Annotated in this window: 15 protein-coding genes and 1 pseudogene; 9 read left to right on the top strand and 7 right to left on the bottom strand. The window is 39.5% G+C overall.

Annotated features, from left to right (window positions below):
- Positions 1-183: 183 nt before the first annotated feature.
- Both Q0Y52_RS04990 and ssb read left to right on the top strand, forming a co-directional pair.
- A complete protein-coding gene (locus tag Q0Y52_RS04990) occupies positions 184-1,521 on the top strand; it encodes an MFS transporter (protein WP_297818810.1) in 1,338 nt (445 codons plus the stop codon).
- Between the two features lie 12 nt (positions 1,522-1,533).
- Positions 1,534-2,115: a single-stranded DNA-binding protein gene (gene ssb / locus Q0Y52_RS04985; protein ID WP_297818808.1), complete on the top strand. Its 582-nt coding sequence runs from the start codon at positions 1,534-1,536 to the stop codon at positions 2,113-2,115.
- 353 nt (positions 2,116-2,468) lie between these two features.
- Here the strand turns inward: ssb and Q0Y52_RS04980 are convergent, their stop codons facing one another.
- From Q0Y52_RS04980 to Q0Y52_RS04965, 4 genes are all read right to left on the bottom strand, one after another.
- Positions 2,469-3,161, bottom strand: a complete 693-nt coding sequence (locus tag Q0Y52_RS04980) for a TonB-dependent receptor (protein WP_297819322.1) — start codon at positions 3,159-3,161, stop codon at positions 2,469-2,471.
- A gap of 47 nt (positions 3,162-3,208) precedes the next feature.
- The gene (locus Q0Y52_RS04975) at positions 3,209-3,334 is read right to left on the bottom strand and encodes a hypothetical protein (protein WP_366939247.1); all 126 of its coding nucleotides are present in this window, start codon (positions 3,332-3,334) and stop codon (positions 3,209-3,211) included.
- 39 nt (positions 3,335-3,373) lie between these two features.
- Positions 3,374-4,405, bottom strand: coding sequence for a TonB-dependent receptor plug domain-containing protein (locus Q0Y52_RS04970; protein ID WP_297818805.1), 1,032 nt, complete (start codon positions 4,403-4,405; stop codon positions 3,374-3,376).
- A 237-nt stretch (positions 4,406-4,642) separates the two neighbouring features.
- Positions 4,643-5,413 (bottom strand): AraC family transcriptional regulator, encoded by a 771-nt coding sequence (locus tag Q0Y52_RS04965; RefSeq protein ID WP_297818802.1) that lies wholly within the window; start codon positions 5,411-5,413, stop codon positions 4,643-4,645.
- Between the two features lie 166 nt (positions 5,414-5,579).
- On the opposite strand from Q0Y52_RS04965, the gene Q0Y52_RS04960 reads away from it, so the two are divergent.
- Positions 5,580-6,446: a sugar phosphate isomerase/epimerase gene (locus Q0Y52_RS04960; protein ID WP_297818799.1), complete on the top strand. Its 867-nt coding sequence runs from the start codon at positions 5,580-5,582 to the stop codon at positions 6,444-6,446.
- Between the two features lie 630 nt (positions 6,447-7,076).
- Here Q0Y52_RS04960 and Q0Y52_RS04955 read toward each other — a convergent pair.
- The 3 genes and pseudogenes from Q0Y52_RS04955 to Q0Y52_RS19400 form a co-directional block, all read right to left on the bottom strand.
- The gene (locus Q0Y52_RS04955; RefSeq protein ID WP_297819315.1) at positions 7,077-7,364 is read right to left on the bottom strand and encodes a heme NO-binding domain-containing protein; all 288 of its coding nucleotides are present in this window, start codon (positions 7,362-7,364) and stop codon (positions 7,077-7,079) included.
- Between the two features lie 295 nt (positions 7,365-7,659).
- A complete protein-coding gene (locus Q0Y52_RS04950) occupies positions 7,660-8,382 on the bottom strand; it encodes an ATP-binding protein (RefSeq protein ID WP_366939252.1) in 723 nt (240 codons plus the stop codon).
- 223 nt (positions 8,383-8,605) lie between these two features.
- Positions 8,606-8,719, bottom strand: a pseudogene (locus tag Q0Y52_RS19400) (hypothetical protein); the annotation flags it as partial.
- A 407-nt stretch (positions 8,720-9,126) separates the two neighbouring features.
- Here Q0Y52_RS19400 and Q0Y52_RS04945 point away from each other — a divergent pair.
- From Q0Y52_RS04945 to Q0Y52_RS04920, 6 genes are read left to right on the top strand one after another with little or no spacing between them, the layout of a single operon-like run.
- Positions 9,127-10,170, top strand: a complete 1,044-nt coding sequence (locus Q0Y52_RS04945; RefSeq protein WP_297818792.1) for a rod shape-determining protein — start codon at positions 9,127-9,129, stop codon at positions 10,168-10,170.
- A 59-nt stretch (positions 10,171-10,229) separates the two neighbouring features.
- Positions 10,230-11,093, top strand: coding sequence for a rod shape-determining protein MreC (gene mreC, locus Q0Y52_RS04940; RefSeq protein WP_297818789.1), 864 nt, complete (start codon positions 10,230-10,232; stop codon positions 11,091-11,093).
- Positions 11,090-11,566: a rod shape-determining protein MreD gene (mreD, locus tag Q0Y52_RS04935; protein ID WP_297818786.1), complete on the top strand. Its 477-nt coding sequence runs from the start codon at positions 11,090-11,092 to the stop codon at positions 11,564-11,566. The genes mreC and mreD overlap by 4 nt, the downstream gene beginning before the upstream one ends.
- 2 nt (positions 11,567-11,568) lie before the next feature.
- Positions 11,569-12,138, top strand: coding sequence for a nucleoside triphosphate pyrophosphatase (locus tag Q0Y52_RS04930; protein ID WP_297819312.1), 570 nt, complete (start codon positions 11,569-11,571; stop codon positions 12,136-12,138).
- Positions 12,128-13,591: a ribonuclease G gene (rng, locus tag Q0Y52_RS04925; RefSeq protein WP_297818783.1), complete on the top strand. Its 1,464-nt coding sequence runs from the start codon at positions 12,128-12,130 to the stop codon at positions 13,589-13,591. Before Q0Y52_RS04930 ends, rng begins: the two co-directional genes overlap by 11 nt.
- 4 nt (positions 13,592-13,595) lie before the next feature.
- Positions 13,596-17,537, top strand: a complete 3,942-nt coding sequence (locus Q0Y52_RS04920; protein WP_297818780.1) for a YhdP family protein — start codon at positions 13,596-13,598, stop codon at positions 17,535-17,537.
- Positions 17,538-17,540: the final 3 nt, after the last annotated feature.

Here is a 17,540-nt window from a genome sequence, read left to right as displayed (position 1 = left end):
GATCCAAAAGAAGAAGTATTACACACTCTTTAAACTAGCTCTATGGTCACACAGATTATCTTTTTGTAAGTACAACGTAATCAATCAAAAATATTGTTTAAATTGTTTGTCAAAAAATAATCTATGCTAGAATAAGTCTTTATTTTTGTTTTATATTTTCATTATTCATTATTAGATTAAACCTTGAATTCTACTGAACTTCGCAGCACCTTTTCTCTTGCCTTTGTGTATGTGCTTCGCATGCTTGGCTTGTTTATGGTGATGCCAGTCATAGCCATTAGCGCCAATAACTATCCAGATTATTCAGCCTTTCTTGTTGGGCTAGCAATAGGCGGTTACGGTTTGACTCAAGCATTACTGCAAATACCCATGGGGGTTCTATCAGATAAAATTGGCCGAAAGCCAGTTATTGCAGGGGGCTTAGTGATATTTGCTATTGGCAGTATTGTGGCAGCCACTGCTGATACTCTGGTTTGGGTTGTAGTGGGTCGCTTTCTTCAAGGTGCCGGCGCAATAGCTGGAGCCATCATGGCATTGGCTGGAGATTTAAGCCGTGAAAGCCAACGGTCAAAAGTGATGGCTATTATAGGTATTTCTATTGGTTTCTCTTTTTACTTAGCCTTGCTGTTGGGCCCTATTATTGCAAGTAAGTTTGGTCTTAGTGGTATTTTTCTGCTAACGGGTGTCTTGGCTTCATTGTGCATTTTTCTGGTAATATTTGTGGTGCCCAATGCAAAAAACATTGCGCCTAAAGGCGATACTCTTCCAATTGTTAACGATATAAAAAACCTATTTTTACACCCTCAATTAATACGTCTCAATATCAGCGTATTGCTATTACATATATTGATTACCCTACTTTTTGTGCAAATACCGGTATTTCTAGTCGAGCTAAATTGGCCACTTGTCATACATTGGCAAGCATACTCAATAATTTTAGTCAGTTCTGTTGTCGGTCTTATTGGCCTGATGGCTCTAGCAGCAAAACGGCAACAAGCGGTCATGCAATTCAGTGTTGCTGGATTGGCAATAGTTTTTGCACTACTCATATTTGGGCAAAATTCGATTATTTATTTGATGTTATTGGTAAGTTTGTTTTTTACCTGCTTTAACTATCTCGAGGCAAATTTCCCCGCGATGGTTTCAAATATCGCACCAGCCGGCAAAAAAGGCTCAGCCATGGGGGTGTATGCCAGTTTCCAGTTTTTTGGCGCTTTTATAGGTGGCGTGTTATCCGGCAGTATCGGCGAACTGTTGGGCATTCAGTGGGTATTTGGTTTAGCCTGTGTTTTATGTTGCATTTGGTTGTTGTTGATTAGAGGTTTAAAGGCGACGAATCGACTGAAACGTTATACACTTAAAACAAATAAACAAACAACAAGTCTGGCTTTACAGCAGCTTTTTGAATTAGAAGGCGTAATGGATATAACAGTTGTTCCAAATGAACAAGTTATGTACCTAAAGGCAGAGCAACATTTTGATATTCAACAAGCCCGACTTGTGCTGAATTTAAAAGAGTAATTAGGAGGAAAAATGGCGAGCAAAGGCGTAAACAAAGTAATCTTAGTGGGTAATTTAGGTAAAGATCCCGAAGTAAGATATACCCCAAATGGCAAAGCTGTTGCCAATTTAACTTTAGCTACATCAGAAAGTTGGAAGGATCAAAGTGGCCAAATTCAGGAGAAGACTGAATGGCACCGCGTATCCATATTTGGCAAGTTAGCTGAAATTGCTGGCGAATATTTGCGTAAAGGTAGTCAGGTGTATATTGAAGGTAAACTTCAAACCCGAAAATGGCAGAACAAAGAAGGTCAAGATCAATACACCACAGAAATTGTATTAGACCCATTTAATGGTGTAATGCAAATGTTAGGCAGTAAAGGTGGTGGTCAAACTGAAGGTGGCTTCCAAGGACAGCAACGTCCTGCAGGTGCTCAACAGCAACCCAATCAAGGTTATCAACAGGCACCTCAGCAAGGGCAACAATATCAAAAACCGCCAGCTCAAGGTGCGGCCCAACAACCCAATCAAAGCTTCAACCAAGCACCCGCACAAGGGCAACCTGCGCCTATGGCTGAACCAGATTTTGACTTTGATGACGATATTCCGTTCTAATGGTTACATAAATAGTTTTTGTAGATAAAAAACGACAAAGCCCTGTTTTAACAGGGCTTTTTAAATTTTCTTGAAAACATCAGGATGCAAAACTGTATTGCTAATTTTGGAGTGCAAACGACTTTTATTCAGCATCTAATGCAACGGTTCTTAGATTACTTTAAATAGATGGTTTTTTTATTCGTCATCACACCAATAACCTTATCAATGTTCTGCTCTGCGAAATGCTTAAAAAGGTGGCAGGCTTGTCTGGCAACATTATAACTGCAAAACATATACAGCCAGGATCGGTGGCTAAAAGTTTGACTATAATAATTCTCGACTTCGCCCAATAGCTAATTCAATGACTAAGCCTAATATTGATATTGAACCGTGGCATAAACTGTCCTAGGCTCACCTACGAAGTATCGGTAGCTGCCAAACCCAAAATCATCTCTTTCGGCATAATCCTCATCCGTCAGGTTGCTGACTCTGATACCTATATCTAGTCTTTCACTTAATCTTATGCCAGTGCGAAGATTAAGTAAGTTATGACCACTATACTCCGAGCTATTTTCTGGGTTAATATAACAGTTACCTTGATGCACCCACTCCAGCTCCACAAACTCACCTAGATCAGAGCGCAAACCTAGTTGTACACTGCCTATATGTTCTGGTGCTGTATCTATTTCATTGTCTTGGATATTGATCCGACTTAACGTCAAGTTTGTGTCATAACGATGTTTAGCGAAGGTGCCGTTGGCAGCCACATAAAAATACTGCCACTGATAGTTTATCGCCAGCTCTATTCCCCGATGTGACGTTTCACCATTGCTAATATTTTGCCTATTAGTGTCTTGAAAAATAAAATTATCTTTGTGCATAGAGAATAAGGTCACATCATAAAATAACGACTCAACCTGTCCTCTTAAACCTAGTTCAATTGAATTGATATTTTCAGCATCAAGTTCTGCGATTGTTTGGCCGGCTTGGAGTCTAAATAACTCTGTGGTTTGAGGTGCACGATACCCTGTAGAAAATTGCGCATAGAGTCGATTATTTTTAATTAAGGCATAGTTTGCCTTTATTTGATAAGACCATTCATCATAATCGACTATTTGGTCTGCAGGGCGAGTAAGCCGGCATTTTCAATACCTTGTTCGCATGCACTACCTGTACTTAAACGATTATCATAATCATATTGGGTATGTTCATAACGCACTCCAGCACTCAGCATCAATTGCTGTGTGGCTGCCCATTGAAGTTGAGCAAAAGGCGATTATACACTTGCATTCACCTTGTAAACATAATGAATACCCGCGGGTAAAGTAGGCGAAAATGTATCAGCTTGCATCTCTCTCAATTGCCCTTGAGTAAAGTCGACGTCAAAGCCGCTTAACCAAGTTAGGTCGCCATAATCTTTTTGGAATTGTGCTTGCACACCAACACTGTTATGGCTGTTTTCATCAAGGGGTTGCCATGGAAGAAAATGCTGTAAAAATTGCATGTCGGTCGACCTGATATAAGGTGTAATGCTAAAGCTTGTGGTGTCGTTTTCAACATAACTGATTTGACTATAAACGCGCATCGACTGACTATCACGAAATGCTTCAGGGTTAGGATTTTGCCTCTTTAATGCCGCGTCTTTATACACTTCGAACCCACTAATAAAACCAGCAGTTTCTTGATTCAGATTAGTGACCACCAGTACATTCTTAATCTGCCATTTTCCACCTTGGTATTGATGTATCACATTAAATTTTTGCTGATCAAAACCACTGTCTTGCAAATACCCGCCATCCTTTGTGACGTTACCGTAGAATAAAAAACCATATTGTTCGGTTTTTGTAGACACGCTAAACATGCCGCGGGAGTAATCATGAGGCCCGATACTCATGGAAAAATTTGATTGCTGGGTATCAAAAGGATTAGGGGTTAGCACATTAATCACTCCATGCACTGCATTAGAGCCATACATAGTGCTAGTAAGACCACGTAACAACTCAAGGGACGATACCTGTTCGGTATTCGCGTCAAACAATTGATTAACATTACAAAATCCTGGTGCACGTAACGACAGTCCATCTTGAGCGATAAAAAATGCACCGCATCCACCCGCACCGGTCAGAACCGGTGAACGAATGGCAGTAAGGTGTTCTTGGCCATTACCTCGACTTATCCAACCACGCGGTATGCGAACCAAAGCTTGATTTATATGCTGTTGCTCAATTAATCTTAAACTTTTATCGTCTATCCAACTAATATTGCCAGCTACATCTAAAATATTTTGACCAGTGCGTATGGCTATCACAGTGATCCGCTCTATTTTTGTTTTTCATTTTGGCCCAAAGCCGGTGTACTCAATAGGATTAATGCGAGATAAGTCATAGTTAGGTTCAAAGAAACCCCTAAGGTAACAATTTAAGATAAAATTTCATTGGATTTTAGATCATGGTTCACTGCATTCCAATACACTAAATGTAATATTTTTAGTTAAGACGCATCATATTATTCATTTAAGTCTATGATAAATATAGTAAATTCACATTCAAACAAGTTGATTGTCAATTGTGTTTTGCTGCATATTTTCTCTTAATTGGGACGGTAAAATTCCAAACATTAAACGAAACTGACGACTAAAATAGCTGTGTTCAGAAAAACCGCATCGATAGGCTACATCGGCAATGGGTAAACGCGTTTCAATTAACATTCTACGAGCATTTTCTAAACGAATTTCGTTGATAAACTGTTTGGGGGTCTTAGACAAATACTTTTTAAAACGCCTTTCCAATGCACTCACTGATATAAAGGCAAGTTTTGCTAATTCTTCAATTTTCAAGTCTCGATGAAAATTTTCACGCACATATTCTACGGGTGCCTTTATGGCATCGATGCTTGATAACACCTGTGATGCCTTAGATAACAAACGTGTAAAACCATAAGAACCGATGATGTTATTTTGACGATCCAATAAAGGCCTCTTCGAGGTTGAAAACCAAGCAAATTCGCCAAACTTAAGGATGTTCAATTCTAAACGGTCAGTGATCACATTGCCGCTCATGACACTTTTATCATCAGTAATAAATTGTTTAGCTATATGAGGCGGAAAAAATGCGTAATCTGACTTACCCAAGACTTGATTAAGTGAATGCATACCAATGTGCTCAACAAACCTCTTATTGGCGAAGACTACTTGACTTTCGGTGTCTTTAATCCAAAAAATCACATCCGTTAGCAGATCAAACATGCTAAGGATTTGCTCAATACCAATCACATCTTGAAGAAATGGGTATTGTTGATGACTTGTATTTTCCAACATATGACTGCAACCATAAAAAGAACGACGCCGAAATTATTGCATACATAGGAGGATTTGTTCTATTCAAGTTCACCGCACAAATGGCATATTGATGTTAATTTATTGTTGGTAAATGGCTCATTAGCCGTAAATCACGACTCAGCAACACAAAGGTTAGGTATAAGATATGGTTACAATGATTAGAAAAACTTCACTATTAAGCAGCTTACGAGCAGCTTTGGTTGTGCCTATTGCATTGAGTTTGTCTACTGTAACGTTTGCCCATGAATTAGGTTTACAGTTGTATAGCGTAAGAAAGCAAATGGAGCAAAATTTACCCGAGGCCTTTAGCCAAATTAATCAGTGGGGGATAAAGGTAGTTGAAGGTGGAGGGGCATTATATGGACATCCCGTTGAAGAGTATAAAAACCAATTATTAAAAAATGATCTTCAAATTGTCAGCGTAGATGCTTCATTTGAAGAACTGCGCGACAACCCCATGGCAGTCGTTTACAAAGCTAGATACTTTGACAGTCGCTTTGCAACATTTTATTGGATACCACACGATGCTAAAAAAGGTTTTGGTATCATGGATGCCAAAGGAGCTATTGAGGTCATGAATAAAGCTGGCAAGTTGTTAAAAGAAAATGGTATCACCCTGCAATATCATGCACATGGATACGAATTTATGCCACATGGAAAAGGAACCTTGTTAGATTATATACTTGAAAATGTTGAACACGCAGCGTTTCAGATGGATGTCTTTTGGATGAAACAAGGTGGAATGGATCCCACTAAAATTTTACAAAAGTACCCAGGTCGTTTTTTGTCTCTACATTTAAAAGATCGTAAAAAAGGAACACAAAATACATCCAATGGTAAAGCAGATGTTGAATCAAATGTTATATTAGGTACAGGAGATGTGGGTATAGCGTCTGTGATTGCAGAAGCCAAAAAACAAGGGATCCGCTATTTCTTTATTGAGGATGAATCATCTAGGGTAATGTATCAAGTTCCTGAAAGTATGAATTATTTCAATAGTATATATAAATGATGCCACAATTGGTGTGCACTAACAGATATCAAGCTCAGTCTATTTGAGCTTGATTGTTTCACATTTAATACACTATTTTATTGAATACTTGAAACATAAAAACTTAACTAATTTGACTTGATTTTTATACTATACACCCTTAATTTAAGGAAAAGAATCGTGTTAAAAATCATATATTATTAATATTTTAGGCGTTTCTTTATTGCAATATAAAAGTAAAATTCTTGTGGCATGTAAATTTGTTTGCGCGCATCTGTTAAAGGACTCTTGATATAGCGTGCAACCTATGGGAGCAGAACACCAGCAATAAAGCAGTCCGCAAGTAGTAATTAAATAAACTAGTAACAGTAAAGAACCTTATTCTTGGTTTCATTTGCTAGCAGCTGCTTAAACTAATTTTATAGATATCTCTATCGCTTCTTGACCTTTATATTTATACTCATCTTTACACACTTTCTCACCCACATAAAAACACTTTAAACAACCACTTATTAGACCAACAGCTAAATTTTCAAATGTCGAGAAGACAGATAATACATCGTTAATTCATTGTCGGATTTTTACTCATGGTAAAAGAGCGGTAGCTGAGCGTCGGGATAAAGTTTCCTTGCCTCACCATGAATATAGCAATCAATCTTTTAAAAATTCAAATGGCTTAGACATACCCTTGAAAAGTGTAGGGTAGCGTTCGGAAAATCGATTAAAAAGGTATTGACCAAAGACTTCCAATAAGGTCACAACCAGAATATTGACAACTTGACTTAGGTTTACTGTCATTCTGAAAATTTCTTCGTGGTTATAAGTACCTATAGCAATATAGGCACCGTTATTCGGCAATTCAATTTTTTCAATAATATCTTCAAGAACATCTATAGAAAATACATCTTCCACCATGTCCATAAATTTTGTAAATACGATACCTTTGATAATTATTGCATGCTCTTAATATAATGTTGTAATGAGTCTAAAATACGTTCAGATTTAGAAACTTAACAATACAACTCTTCGCGGCAGTTATGATTGTAGCAGTAAAGAATGCGCAGCTAAATTGGTCAAATTATCATAGTTGAGATTATGGATGTTTTAAGTTATTTCTGTATGTTATCTAGCTAACTCCTTATAAAATAGCCAGCTCAACTTAGCACTCGGGATGAATAATTGTGTACCTTGTGGCTTATTGACGTCTGTGTCGTAACAAACGGATAAATGTTTGCTAAGAACTGAGTATAAGTTTACTTAAGGCCCCCATAAAACCTAGCGCAGCATATGATTGTATATCTGAGGGCATAATATTAGCAGTTAATGCATAATTAGGCGTACTTACACCAAGTTGCAGAAGTGATTTTATTGCCTCTTTACCATCCATGACTGGCATCTGAATATCCATCAAGATTACATCATATTGAACTGCCAGTGCCTTTTGTAATCCTTCAAGTCCATTTACTGCAAAATCCACCTGCGCAACTGTTTGCTGAAGATTAAAGGTGATCGACTGTTGATTCACTTTCGTGTCTTCGACCAATAAAATATTGCCGACTAATGAAGGGATCACTAAAGGTTTAGGGGCAATATTGCCTCGGTTAAGGATAGACTCGCATTCACCATCATATTTTTGGCAAACTATAGTCACACAGAATCTTGAGCCTTTGCCAAGGGTAGACTCCAATTCAACCGCACCTCCCATTAATTCAACCATACTTTTAGTGATAAATAATCCCAATCCACTGCCACCAAAATTCCGGGTGATACTAGAATCAGCTTGGCGGAAATATTCAAATATTAACGTTTGTTTATCTCTCGCAATACCCTCGCCGGTATCAATCACTTCTAACTGTAAGGTGCTGGTACTCACTAAAAATTTCACATGCAAACTGACACTGCCAGTTTCAGTGAACTTACTCGAATTACTAAATAAATTATGTATCATTTGTTGAATCGTGTATGGTCTGCCATTACCAATTCAGTTATAACAGAGTCCATTATCAGAACAAAATCAAGCTGTTTCTTTCTGCACTTAAAAAGGTAAATTTGTTCAATATTTTGTAGCAAGTTAGGAAGGTTAAAGCGTATGGCTTCAAGTTCTATTTTTGATTTTAATCTTAATTATATCTAGTACTAAACTTAACAAACTGGTTAAGTGGCCAGCACCGTTAATAATATTAGTCAGATTTTGTACTTGTTTTGCGATTTAGTTGGTGTTGCAATAATACCTCCTCAAAACCAACAATCGCGGTCAAAGGTGTCCTGATTGCATGATTCATCTTGGTTAAAAATTCTGATTTAGATTAGTTTGCTGCGTAAGCTTCTGTTTTCGCTTTTTCTGCTTCTCTGGTGCGCTCTAAGATCTGTTTTTCTAAGTTCTCTTTGAAGTCTTCTAATTCTTGATTACGCTAAATAATTCTAAAGATTGTTGTTCTAAAATAACTTTCACAGGTAGCCAAGCCTGCCGCTTTCTTTGATAACGCCTTTTTAGTATGTCTTCATTCATAAGATTGTTGGTGTTTGTATATCAATATCTCTGATTACTATATTCCTTAATATAATTTTATAATTTCATTTTACCGAAAAATTCATTAAACATGTTGAAACTGTTATTTTTATGGTCTGTACTTGCCCAAATCCATGGGCATTGGTACAGTTAGCACAATATTAATATTATCAATCAAAGTGCGGTTTTTACATGTTCAAAAAGTTACGGGGAATGTTTTCCAACGATTTGTCAATTGACCTCGGCACAGCAAATACCCTTATTTACATCAAAGATCAGGGTATTGTGCTCAATGAACCATCTGTTGTAGCTATTCGTCAAGAACGTGCCGGTGGGCCTAAAAGTGTTGCGGCCGTTGGGCGTGAAGCCAAACAAATGTTAGGTAGAACGCCAGGTAACATAAAGGCTATTCGTCCCATGAAAGATGGGGTGATTGCAGACTTTTATGTGACAGAAAAAATGCTTCAACATTTTATCAATCAAGTACATGATAATAACTTTTTACGTCCCAGCCCAAGAGTGCTGGTGTGTGTGCCTTGTGGCTCAACTCAAGTTGAACGACGAGCTATTCGTGAGTCCGCTTTAGGTGCAGGTGCCCGAGAAGTCTACCTGATTGATGAACCCATGGCGGCAGCTATTGGGGCTTGCTTACCGGTTTCAGAAGCGACAGGCTCTATGGTGGTGGATATTGGTGGCGGTACGACAGAAGTAGCCATTATTTCACTCAACGGTATCGTTTATTCGTCTTCAGTGAGAATTGGTGGCGACAAATTTGATGAATCGATTATTTCTTATGTTCGTCGTAACTTTGGTTCACTTATAGGCGAGGCAACAGCTGAACGTATTAAGCATGAGATTGGTGCTGCCTACCCAGGTGAAGAATTAGAAGAGATTGAAGTGAGTGGCCGTAACTTAGCAGAAGGCGTACCACGTAGATTCACACTTAACAGTAATGAAATTCTTGAAGCTTTACAAGAGCCTTTAACCGGTATTGTGTCTGCAGTTATGGTGGCACTTGAACAATCACCACCAGAATTGGCCTCAGATATCTCTGAGCGTGGCATGGTGCTGACCGGTGGTGGGGCTTTACTTAAAGATCTAGACCGTCTTCTTATGGAAGAAACCGGTATACCAGTGGTGATTGCAGATGATCCACTGACTTGTGTCGCTAAGGGCGGTGGTAAAGCATTTGAAATGATTGATATCCATGGAGGAGATCTCTTTAGCTACGAATAGTCGCAATTGAAATTTCATAGTAAACAAGGCGACATATTGTCGCCTTTGGGCAGACAATAATGAATTTAATGTTTTCAAGTGGACCCTTTCTGCCCAACCGACTTGTGCTGAGTCTTTTGCTGTCTGTGGCACTTATTCTGTTCGACCATAAGTTAGATGGATTTGGCACCACGAGAGTATATCTCAATTCATTGGTCAGCCCACTGCAATACTTAGCCAACCTACCTGGCCAAATGCTCAATGCCAGCGCAAGTCGTTTTGTTTCTCACGAACGCTTATTTAATGACAATGCTAAGTTGACCCATGATGCAATAGTGATGAACGGCCAACTGCAGCGCTTAATTTTTTTACAACAAGAAAATGACCGTTTACGCAGCCTATTAAATTCCCCAGTACAAGACAATACTCGCAAAATTGTCGCTGAGCTCATGGCAGTGGATAACAACCCTTATAGTCATCAAATAGTCATTAACAAAGGCGCTATTAATAGTGTGTTTGAAGGGCAACCCGTTTTAGATGATAAAGGCATTGTTGGACAAATTATGCAAGTGAGTTCAACTAATAGCCGCGTGTTACTCATAGCAGATGTTACCCATGCCATACCAGTTAGAGTAGCGCGGAATAACGTACGTTTAATTGCTTCTGGTTCTGGCAGCTTGGATGAGCTATTAATACAACATGTGGCACATAGTAGTGATCTAAAAATTGGTGATATATTGTTATCCTCAGGCTTAGGTAATATATTTCCAGAAGGTTACCCAGTAGCAACTATCATATCCATTATTCGAGATGAAAGTAGGCCATTTTCCCAAGTCAGAGCAAAACCTATTGCTCAACTTGACCGGTTAAAATACTTATTATTACTCTGGTCAGAGCGCTCATCTGAAGAAAAACAAGCAAAAGAAGAGATGGTGCCAAAATGAGCTTACGCAATTATTCTATCGCGCTGAGCATTGTGATTGCATTGGTACTTCAGATTATGCCCATGCCCGCTATGGCCGATTTGTACCGTCCAGATTGGGTCTTGTTGGTACTGAGTTATTGGGCACTGGCGTTACCCAACAGGGTCAATATAGGCGTGGCGTTTTTTACTGGCCTAATACTAGATATATTACTTGGCACTAGCATGGGTGTGCATAGCTTCGCTATGTGTTTATGTATTTATGTATTAGCTGTAAACCATAAACGTCTTCGCAATTATTCTGTTTGGCATCAATCTATTATTATTGGCATTATAGCGGCCTTATACAACTTGGTGATTTTTTGGGTTCAACATTTAATCACCGATATATATTTTTTGTTAAATTACCTCTGGCCCGTCTTAAGTTCAATGGTGATATGGCCTTGGTTATTCTGGTTACTGCGTAAAATTCGTCGCCAGCTGCGACTGAACTAATGATGTTACTTCTAGCCTCACAGTCTCCTCGCAGAGCTGAATTACTGAAACAAACAGGCATACCGTTTCGTCAATATCCAGTGGATATTGACGAAACAGTGCTAACCCATGAAACCCCTGACAAGTACGTTCGAAGAATGGCTCAAGAAAAGTCTAGTTTAGGTTACAAAAGGGCAGGGGCCAAAAAGCTAGTGTTGGGTTTGGACACAATAGTCGTCACTGAAGGCAATATTTTGGGTAAACCCAAAGACAAAGCTGACGCGGTGCGTATGTTGAATTTATTGTCCGATAGTACCCACCAAGTATTAACGGCCGTTACTATCACTAACTGTAAACAACAAAAAACCATTGTGGTTGAAACTCAGGTCTGTTTTGGGGCTCTTAGTAACGAGCAAATAGCATGGTATTGGACAACTGGTGAGCCACAAGATAAAGCTGGAAGCTATGGCATACAAGGACTAGGCGGTCAATTTGTGAAACATATTCACGGTAGTTATAGCGCTGTTGTAGGATTGCCTTTATACCAAACAAAAATGTTATTAACCGAATTTGGGATTATTAATGAGTGCTGAACTATTAATCAATGTTACCCCTTCTGAATCACGCGTGGCCTTGATTGAAAACGGTATCTTGCAAGAAATCCATATAGAAAGGCACACAAAACTTGGTTTGGTGGGTAATATTTATCGTGGAAAAGTGAGTCGAGTATTACCCGGCATGCAAGCGGCATTTGTAGACATAGGCTTAGATAAGGCGGCATTTTTACATGCCTCTGACATTGCGGTTCATAGCGAAGTAGAAGAAGATGTTTTAGCTAACCATATCGTAAAGCGTGATATCCGAGAGCTCGTAAGAGACGGACAAAATATTGTTGTTCAAGTGGTTAAAGACCAAATTGGTACTAAAGGCGCAAGACTTACCACCGATATTACTATCCCGTCTCGTTATCTAGTATTTATGCCAAGTGTTGAACACGTAGGTGTGTCACAACGCATTGAAGATGAGGTAGAAAGAGAGCGCCTCAAATCTTTAGTTCAAGGTTTTTGCAGCGAAGAGGGAGGTTTTATTTTACGTACTGCAGCCGAAGGAGTAAAAGAGCAGGAGCTGACCCAGGATGCTGATTTTCTAAAACGTCTGTGGCAAAACATTCGTTCTAAAATGAAAAACAAATCTCACATTTTGTATGAAGACTTACCTTTAGCTCGTCGCGTTTTAAGAGACTTTGTGGGCACTACGTTAGATAGAATTAGAGTCGATTCGAAGCTTTCTTTACAAGAATTGCAGCAATTTACTAACGAATATGTACCAGAGCTGCATAAGCTTTTAGAGTATTACCCTGGCGAAAGGCCTATTTTTGACCTATACGATGTAGAAAATGAATGTCAGCGCTCCTTAGAAAGGCGAGTAGATTTAAAATCTGGGGGTTATCTGATCATTGACCAAACTGAAGCCATGACTACCATCGATATCAATACTGGCGCTTTTGTGGGCCATCGTAATTTAGAAGAAACCATTTTCAATACCAATATTGAGGCCACTCAGGCTATTGCTCGGCAACTCAGGTTACGCAACTTGGGAGGCATGATCTTAATCGACTTTATCGATATGACAGTAGAAGACCACAAAAGAAGAGTGATGCATAGCCTTGAAATCGCCACCAGTAAAGATAGGGCCAAAATCAATATTCATGGCTTTACTGTGCTTGGCCTAATTGAAATGACACGCAAAAGAACCCGAGAAAGTCTGGAGCATGTTTTATGTGGTGAATGTCCAGTATGTAAAGGTCGCGGCTCGGTAAAAACGGTAGAAACTGTATGTTTTGAGATCATGCGCGAAATTGTTCGAGTCAATCGTGCCTATGACGCAGATAAATTTGTAGTCTATGCATCACCAGCCGTTGCCGACGCATTGCTTGGTGAAGAGTCACATATGCTAGCTGAACTCGAGATATTCGTAACTAAGCAGATTAAGGTCCATACTGAGCTTCTATACAACCAAGACAAGTTCGATGTCGTCATGATGTAAGTAGATGAAAAACCTCTATTCCAAACCTAAAAGTGTGTCATTTTATGCCGCTTATCTGATCAAAAAACTATGGGCATTGGTTGCTTTGAGTTTGGTTGTGGTTGCTGTGATCATTAGTGTGGTGCGTTATTCACTGCCTTATATGAACCTTCAAAAACATCATCTAGAACAATGGTTATCAGGACAAGTAGGAGCAGAGCTTACCATTGGCGAAATTAGTGCGAAATGGCAAAGAGTAGGTCCGGCAATAATACTCCGCGACATACAATTAGTTCAAAACACACCTTTAATACAAAACATACCATCACCCATTAGCCTAACGATTGCCGAAACAGCCATCGAAGTGGATTTTTGGCAATCTTTACGAGCCGGACAAATTCAATCAAATAAGTTTGATCTGCGCGAAATGGAATTGAATATTGATCTTGCCTCTTTAGAGCAAGAAGAGACCCAGTATCCAATAGTGGAGGCGCTAGAAAAGTTATTTTTGCAACAACTGCAGCTGTTTTCTATTAGTCAAAGCAAAATAATAATCAATACCAGAAATAATCAACAACAAGTAGTGCTTATTGACCAGGTATCTTGGATTAATCAGGAAGACCACCACCAAGGTGTGGGTCAGCTTCAAATAGAAGAAATCGCAAAAAACTCTACCTCTTTTATTCTTGATTTATATGGCAATCAAGAAAAACTCTACGGCACTTTTTTTGCTAAAGGAGAAGAAGTTGACTTATCTCCTTGGGTTGAACAATGGCTACCCAACAAAAACAAGTTAGTTGAGAGTCGTAGTAGTTTTGTTATGTGGGCGACGATTAAGGATAAATCGCTACAGTCTGTGCAACTTGACTTGTCCAATAGTCGCTTTGAGTGGCAAAGTTCAGAAAATGGTAGTCCAGAAAACAACCTCAAGGCTGCAGTGCTAGGTGGCCAAATTAATGCCAGTCCAGTGAATAATGAATGGTTATTTAATCTCAATAATTTGACCATGCAAATAAATAACAATGTGCTGGTATCAAACTGGTTGGGTAAAATTGACCAAACTGGCGCATTTACGTTGCAACATAGCCAACTGATAAAATTGGAGGCGGTATTACCCATGTTAGCCTTGGTAATCGAGCCCAACCAACTACAGTCACTTGAATCATTGCAACCACAAGCAACATTAAATTCGTTAAATATTCATCGTACGCTAAGCGGCGATATGGCGGTTAAAGCTTCAATTAGCGATATACAGTGGCAACAAACAAAATTTATTCCTGGTATGGCTGGTTTGGCAACCGAACTAAATTGGTTTAACGGTGATGGGCAATTAAGTCTAAAAAGTCAATCAGGGCAACTATCGATCAATAAGTTGTTACCAGACAATATTGAGTATCAGCAATTTTACGCTGATGTGTATATTCAGACCTCTGAGCAAAACGTCACCATTTTAGCTGAAAACACGTTGTTTAAAAGTGACCTTATTAGCCTTCGCCCTAACATCTTTTATCGCAGCATCGATAATTACTTAGGTTTTTCAACAACGATTGAAGCGATTGATGTAGTACAACTACCCAAACTTTATCCCACAGAGTTTATGGGGCTTAAGACTAAAAGTTATTTCATTAACTCTTTACAGCAAGGGGAAATAGAAAGCGCTCAAGTCATATGGCATGGCGCAGTCAACGCCTTTCCCTTTGAACAAAACCAAGGCGTTTTCCAAGCTCAACTCAAAGTGGCGGATGGAAAATTGAAATTTGCATCACCATGGCCTGCACTGAGCAATTTTGATATCAATTTATTGTTCGAAAATAAAAGCTTGACCATGACCAGCCAAAAAGCGCAATTACTGGATGTAACGCTAACTGACTTATCTGCACATATTCCTGAATTGGCTGCCAATGCTGTTTTAAATATAGATGCAAATGCCCAAGCCGATGGGCAACAGGTGGCTGATTTAATGCTGCAAAGCAGCCTTGGGGACACATTAGGTAAAACCTTACAACAAGTAAAAGTGAGTGGACCTGTAAAAACCCAGTTACATCTTTATATCCCTCTGACTGGTGAGAAGATGAGCGTCAAAGGCAAGGTGTTGTTGGTCAAAAACCAAGTTGAGTTACCTAGCTTAGATATTCTATTAGAGCAAGCCGATGGCACAGTCAGTTTTATTAACCATAAAATAACCACAAACGGTCTTGAGGCTCAGTTGTTAAAACAACCTATAAAACTCTCGTTTACAGGTGCGCAGGAGGACAAAGGTTATCAAGCAAACATTAATATTAACGGGGATTGGCAGGTTACGCCTTTACTTGAATCATTTTCTGATGGCTTAACAAAATACCTATCTGGAAGCAGTAACTGGACAGCAGACATTGCCCTGACGCTACCCACCCAAGGCTACGAATACACCGCACAAATATTCAGTGAACTCACCCAACTGAACTCAGACTTACCGGCCCCCTTTTCCAAGGCCTTAGCACAATCATTACCTCTAGTAGTCACCAGTCAAGGTAATGAACGAGCCTCATCAATCAAAGTCACGTTGGGACAGGACGTTGAATTTAATGGCAACTTACCTCATCAAGATATGCAATTTTCTCGCGCACACTTAGCCATTGGCCAATCAGATATGATGGGCATGGGCTTAGGTTTTAGCGTATCTGCCAATTTACTAGAGCTAGATGTTAGCGCTTGGTATGAGACTATTAATACACTTCTCAATGACCTCCCCGATAACAACGACAAAACATTACTAGAGGCACCAAAGCGTATTTTCATCAAAGCAGACAATACTTTGTTCGCATCACAAACGCTGACAGGATTAGAAGTGGTCGCCAAAAATACCAGTGATAGTTGGCTTTTTGATATCAATGCCAAAGAAACACGGATGGAAGTGGCTCTATACAAAGATTGGTTAAACAAAGGTGTTGATATTAAGGCTGATTTTATTGAATTCACAGAGTGGCAAGACTCTCGAACGGGTAAAGTCGAGGCACTATCAACCGCGCCGATTAAATTTGCTGCCAACATTGATACTTTACCGCCTGTGAGCTTTTCTTGTATCCGCTGTCGATTTCTGGATAACGACTTAGGCAAAATTGATTTTGACCTGTCTCGGTCCGCCACAGGTATGAAGATAGACCAAGTACGCTTAAAAAATGCGCATGGTCTATTTTATGGCTCTGGAGACTGGTTTTTAACCAACGGCCAAAGTAGTACACGTTTAAAGGGTGAATTTAGCAGCTCGGATTTTGGCGCATTTCTCAAAGATCTTAAATTGGACTCAGGTATCAAAGATTCAAAAGCCAGTTCCAAATTCGATTTAAGTTGGAGGCGCGCGCCTTACGAATTTAACTTTGAAACACTGAATGGCCAAATAGATTGGCGTTTAACAGATGGCTATTTGACAGAAGTAAGTGACCAAGGCTCACGAATATTCAGCTTACTTAGCCTCGACTCGTTGGTCCGTAAGCTAAAGCTTGATTTTAGAGACATATTTTCCAAAGGATTTTTCTACGACAAAATTAATGGCAGTGTTCAGCTAGAAAATGGCACCGCTTATACCCAAGACACCTTAGTCGATGGAGGAGCTGGCGAAATCACTATGGAAGGTTACACCGACTTAAACGCCCAGCAGCTCAATTACCAAATTGAGTTCGCCCCAAATGTGACATCCAGCTTGCCTGTGATAGTGGCATGGATGGTCAATCCAGCTACAGCATTGGCCGCCCTTGCGCTGGATCAAATGCTGACTTCAGCCAAGGTAATTTCTAATATCAAGTTTTCACTCACTGGCACCTTGGACGATCCACAACTCACAGAATTAGGTCGCGATAGCAAAGAAGTATCCTTGCCAGCACGGGTAAATCCAGTGCCTAAAACAGAAATCCCCTCCCTGTTTATAGATCGAAAATTTGATGACCCGGTCGATATAAAACTCCCTGATGAATTACCAGTAAGTGGCTAATGC

This window comes from uncultured Paraglaciecola sp., assembly GCF_943787955.1.
Taxonomy (GTDB): Bacteria; Pseudomonadota; Gammaproteobacteria; order Enterobacterales; family Alteromonadaceae; genus Paraglaciecola.
Note: the sequence above shows the minus strand (reverse complement) of the source record. Positions and strands in the feature narration are given on the sequence as shown.

What these genes read in the sequence shown, in the direction of transcription:
- Q0Y52_RS04960 (WP_297818799.1), top strand. Translation starts at nt 5,580, where the DNA reads ATGGTTACAATGATTAGAAAAACTTCACTATTAAGCAGCTTACGAGCA.
- mreC (WP_297818789.1), top strand. Translation starts at nt 10,230, where the DNA reads ATGAATTTAATGTTTTCAAGTGGACCCTTTCTGCCCAACCGACTTGTG.
- Q0Y52_RS04930 (WP_297819312.1), top strand. Translation starts at nt 11,569, where the DNA reads ATGTTACTTCTAGCCTCACAGTCTCCTCGCAGAGCTGAATTACTGAAA.
- Q0Y52_RS04945 (WP_297818792.1), top strand. Translation starts at nt 9,127, where the DNA reads ATGTTCAAAAAGTTACGGGGAATGTTTTCCAACGATTTGTCAATTGAC.
- Q0Y52_RS04920 (WP_297818780.1), top strand. Translation starts at nt 13,596, where the DNA reads ATGAAAAACCTCTATTCCAAACCTAAAAGTGTGTCATTTTATGCCGCT.
- ssb (WP_297818808.1), top strand. Translation starts at nt 1,534, where the DNA reads ATGGCGAGCAAAGGCGTAAACAAAGTAATCTTAGTGGGTAATTTAGGT.
- rng (WP_297818783.1), top strand. Translation starts at nt 12,128, where the DNA reads ATGAGTGCTGAACTATTAATCAATGTTACCCCTTCTGAATCACGCGTG.
- mreD (WP_297818786.1), top strand. Translation starts at nt 11,090, where the DNA reads ATGAGCTTACGCAATTATTCTATCGCGCTGAGCATTGTGATTGCATTG.
- Q0Y52_RS04965 (WP_297818802.1), bottom strand. Translation starts at nt 5,413, where the DNA reads ATGTTGGAAAATACAAGTCATCAACAATACCCATTTCTTCAAGATGTG.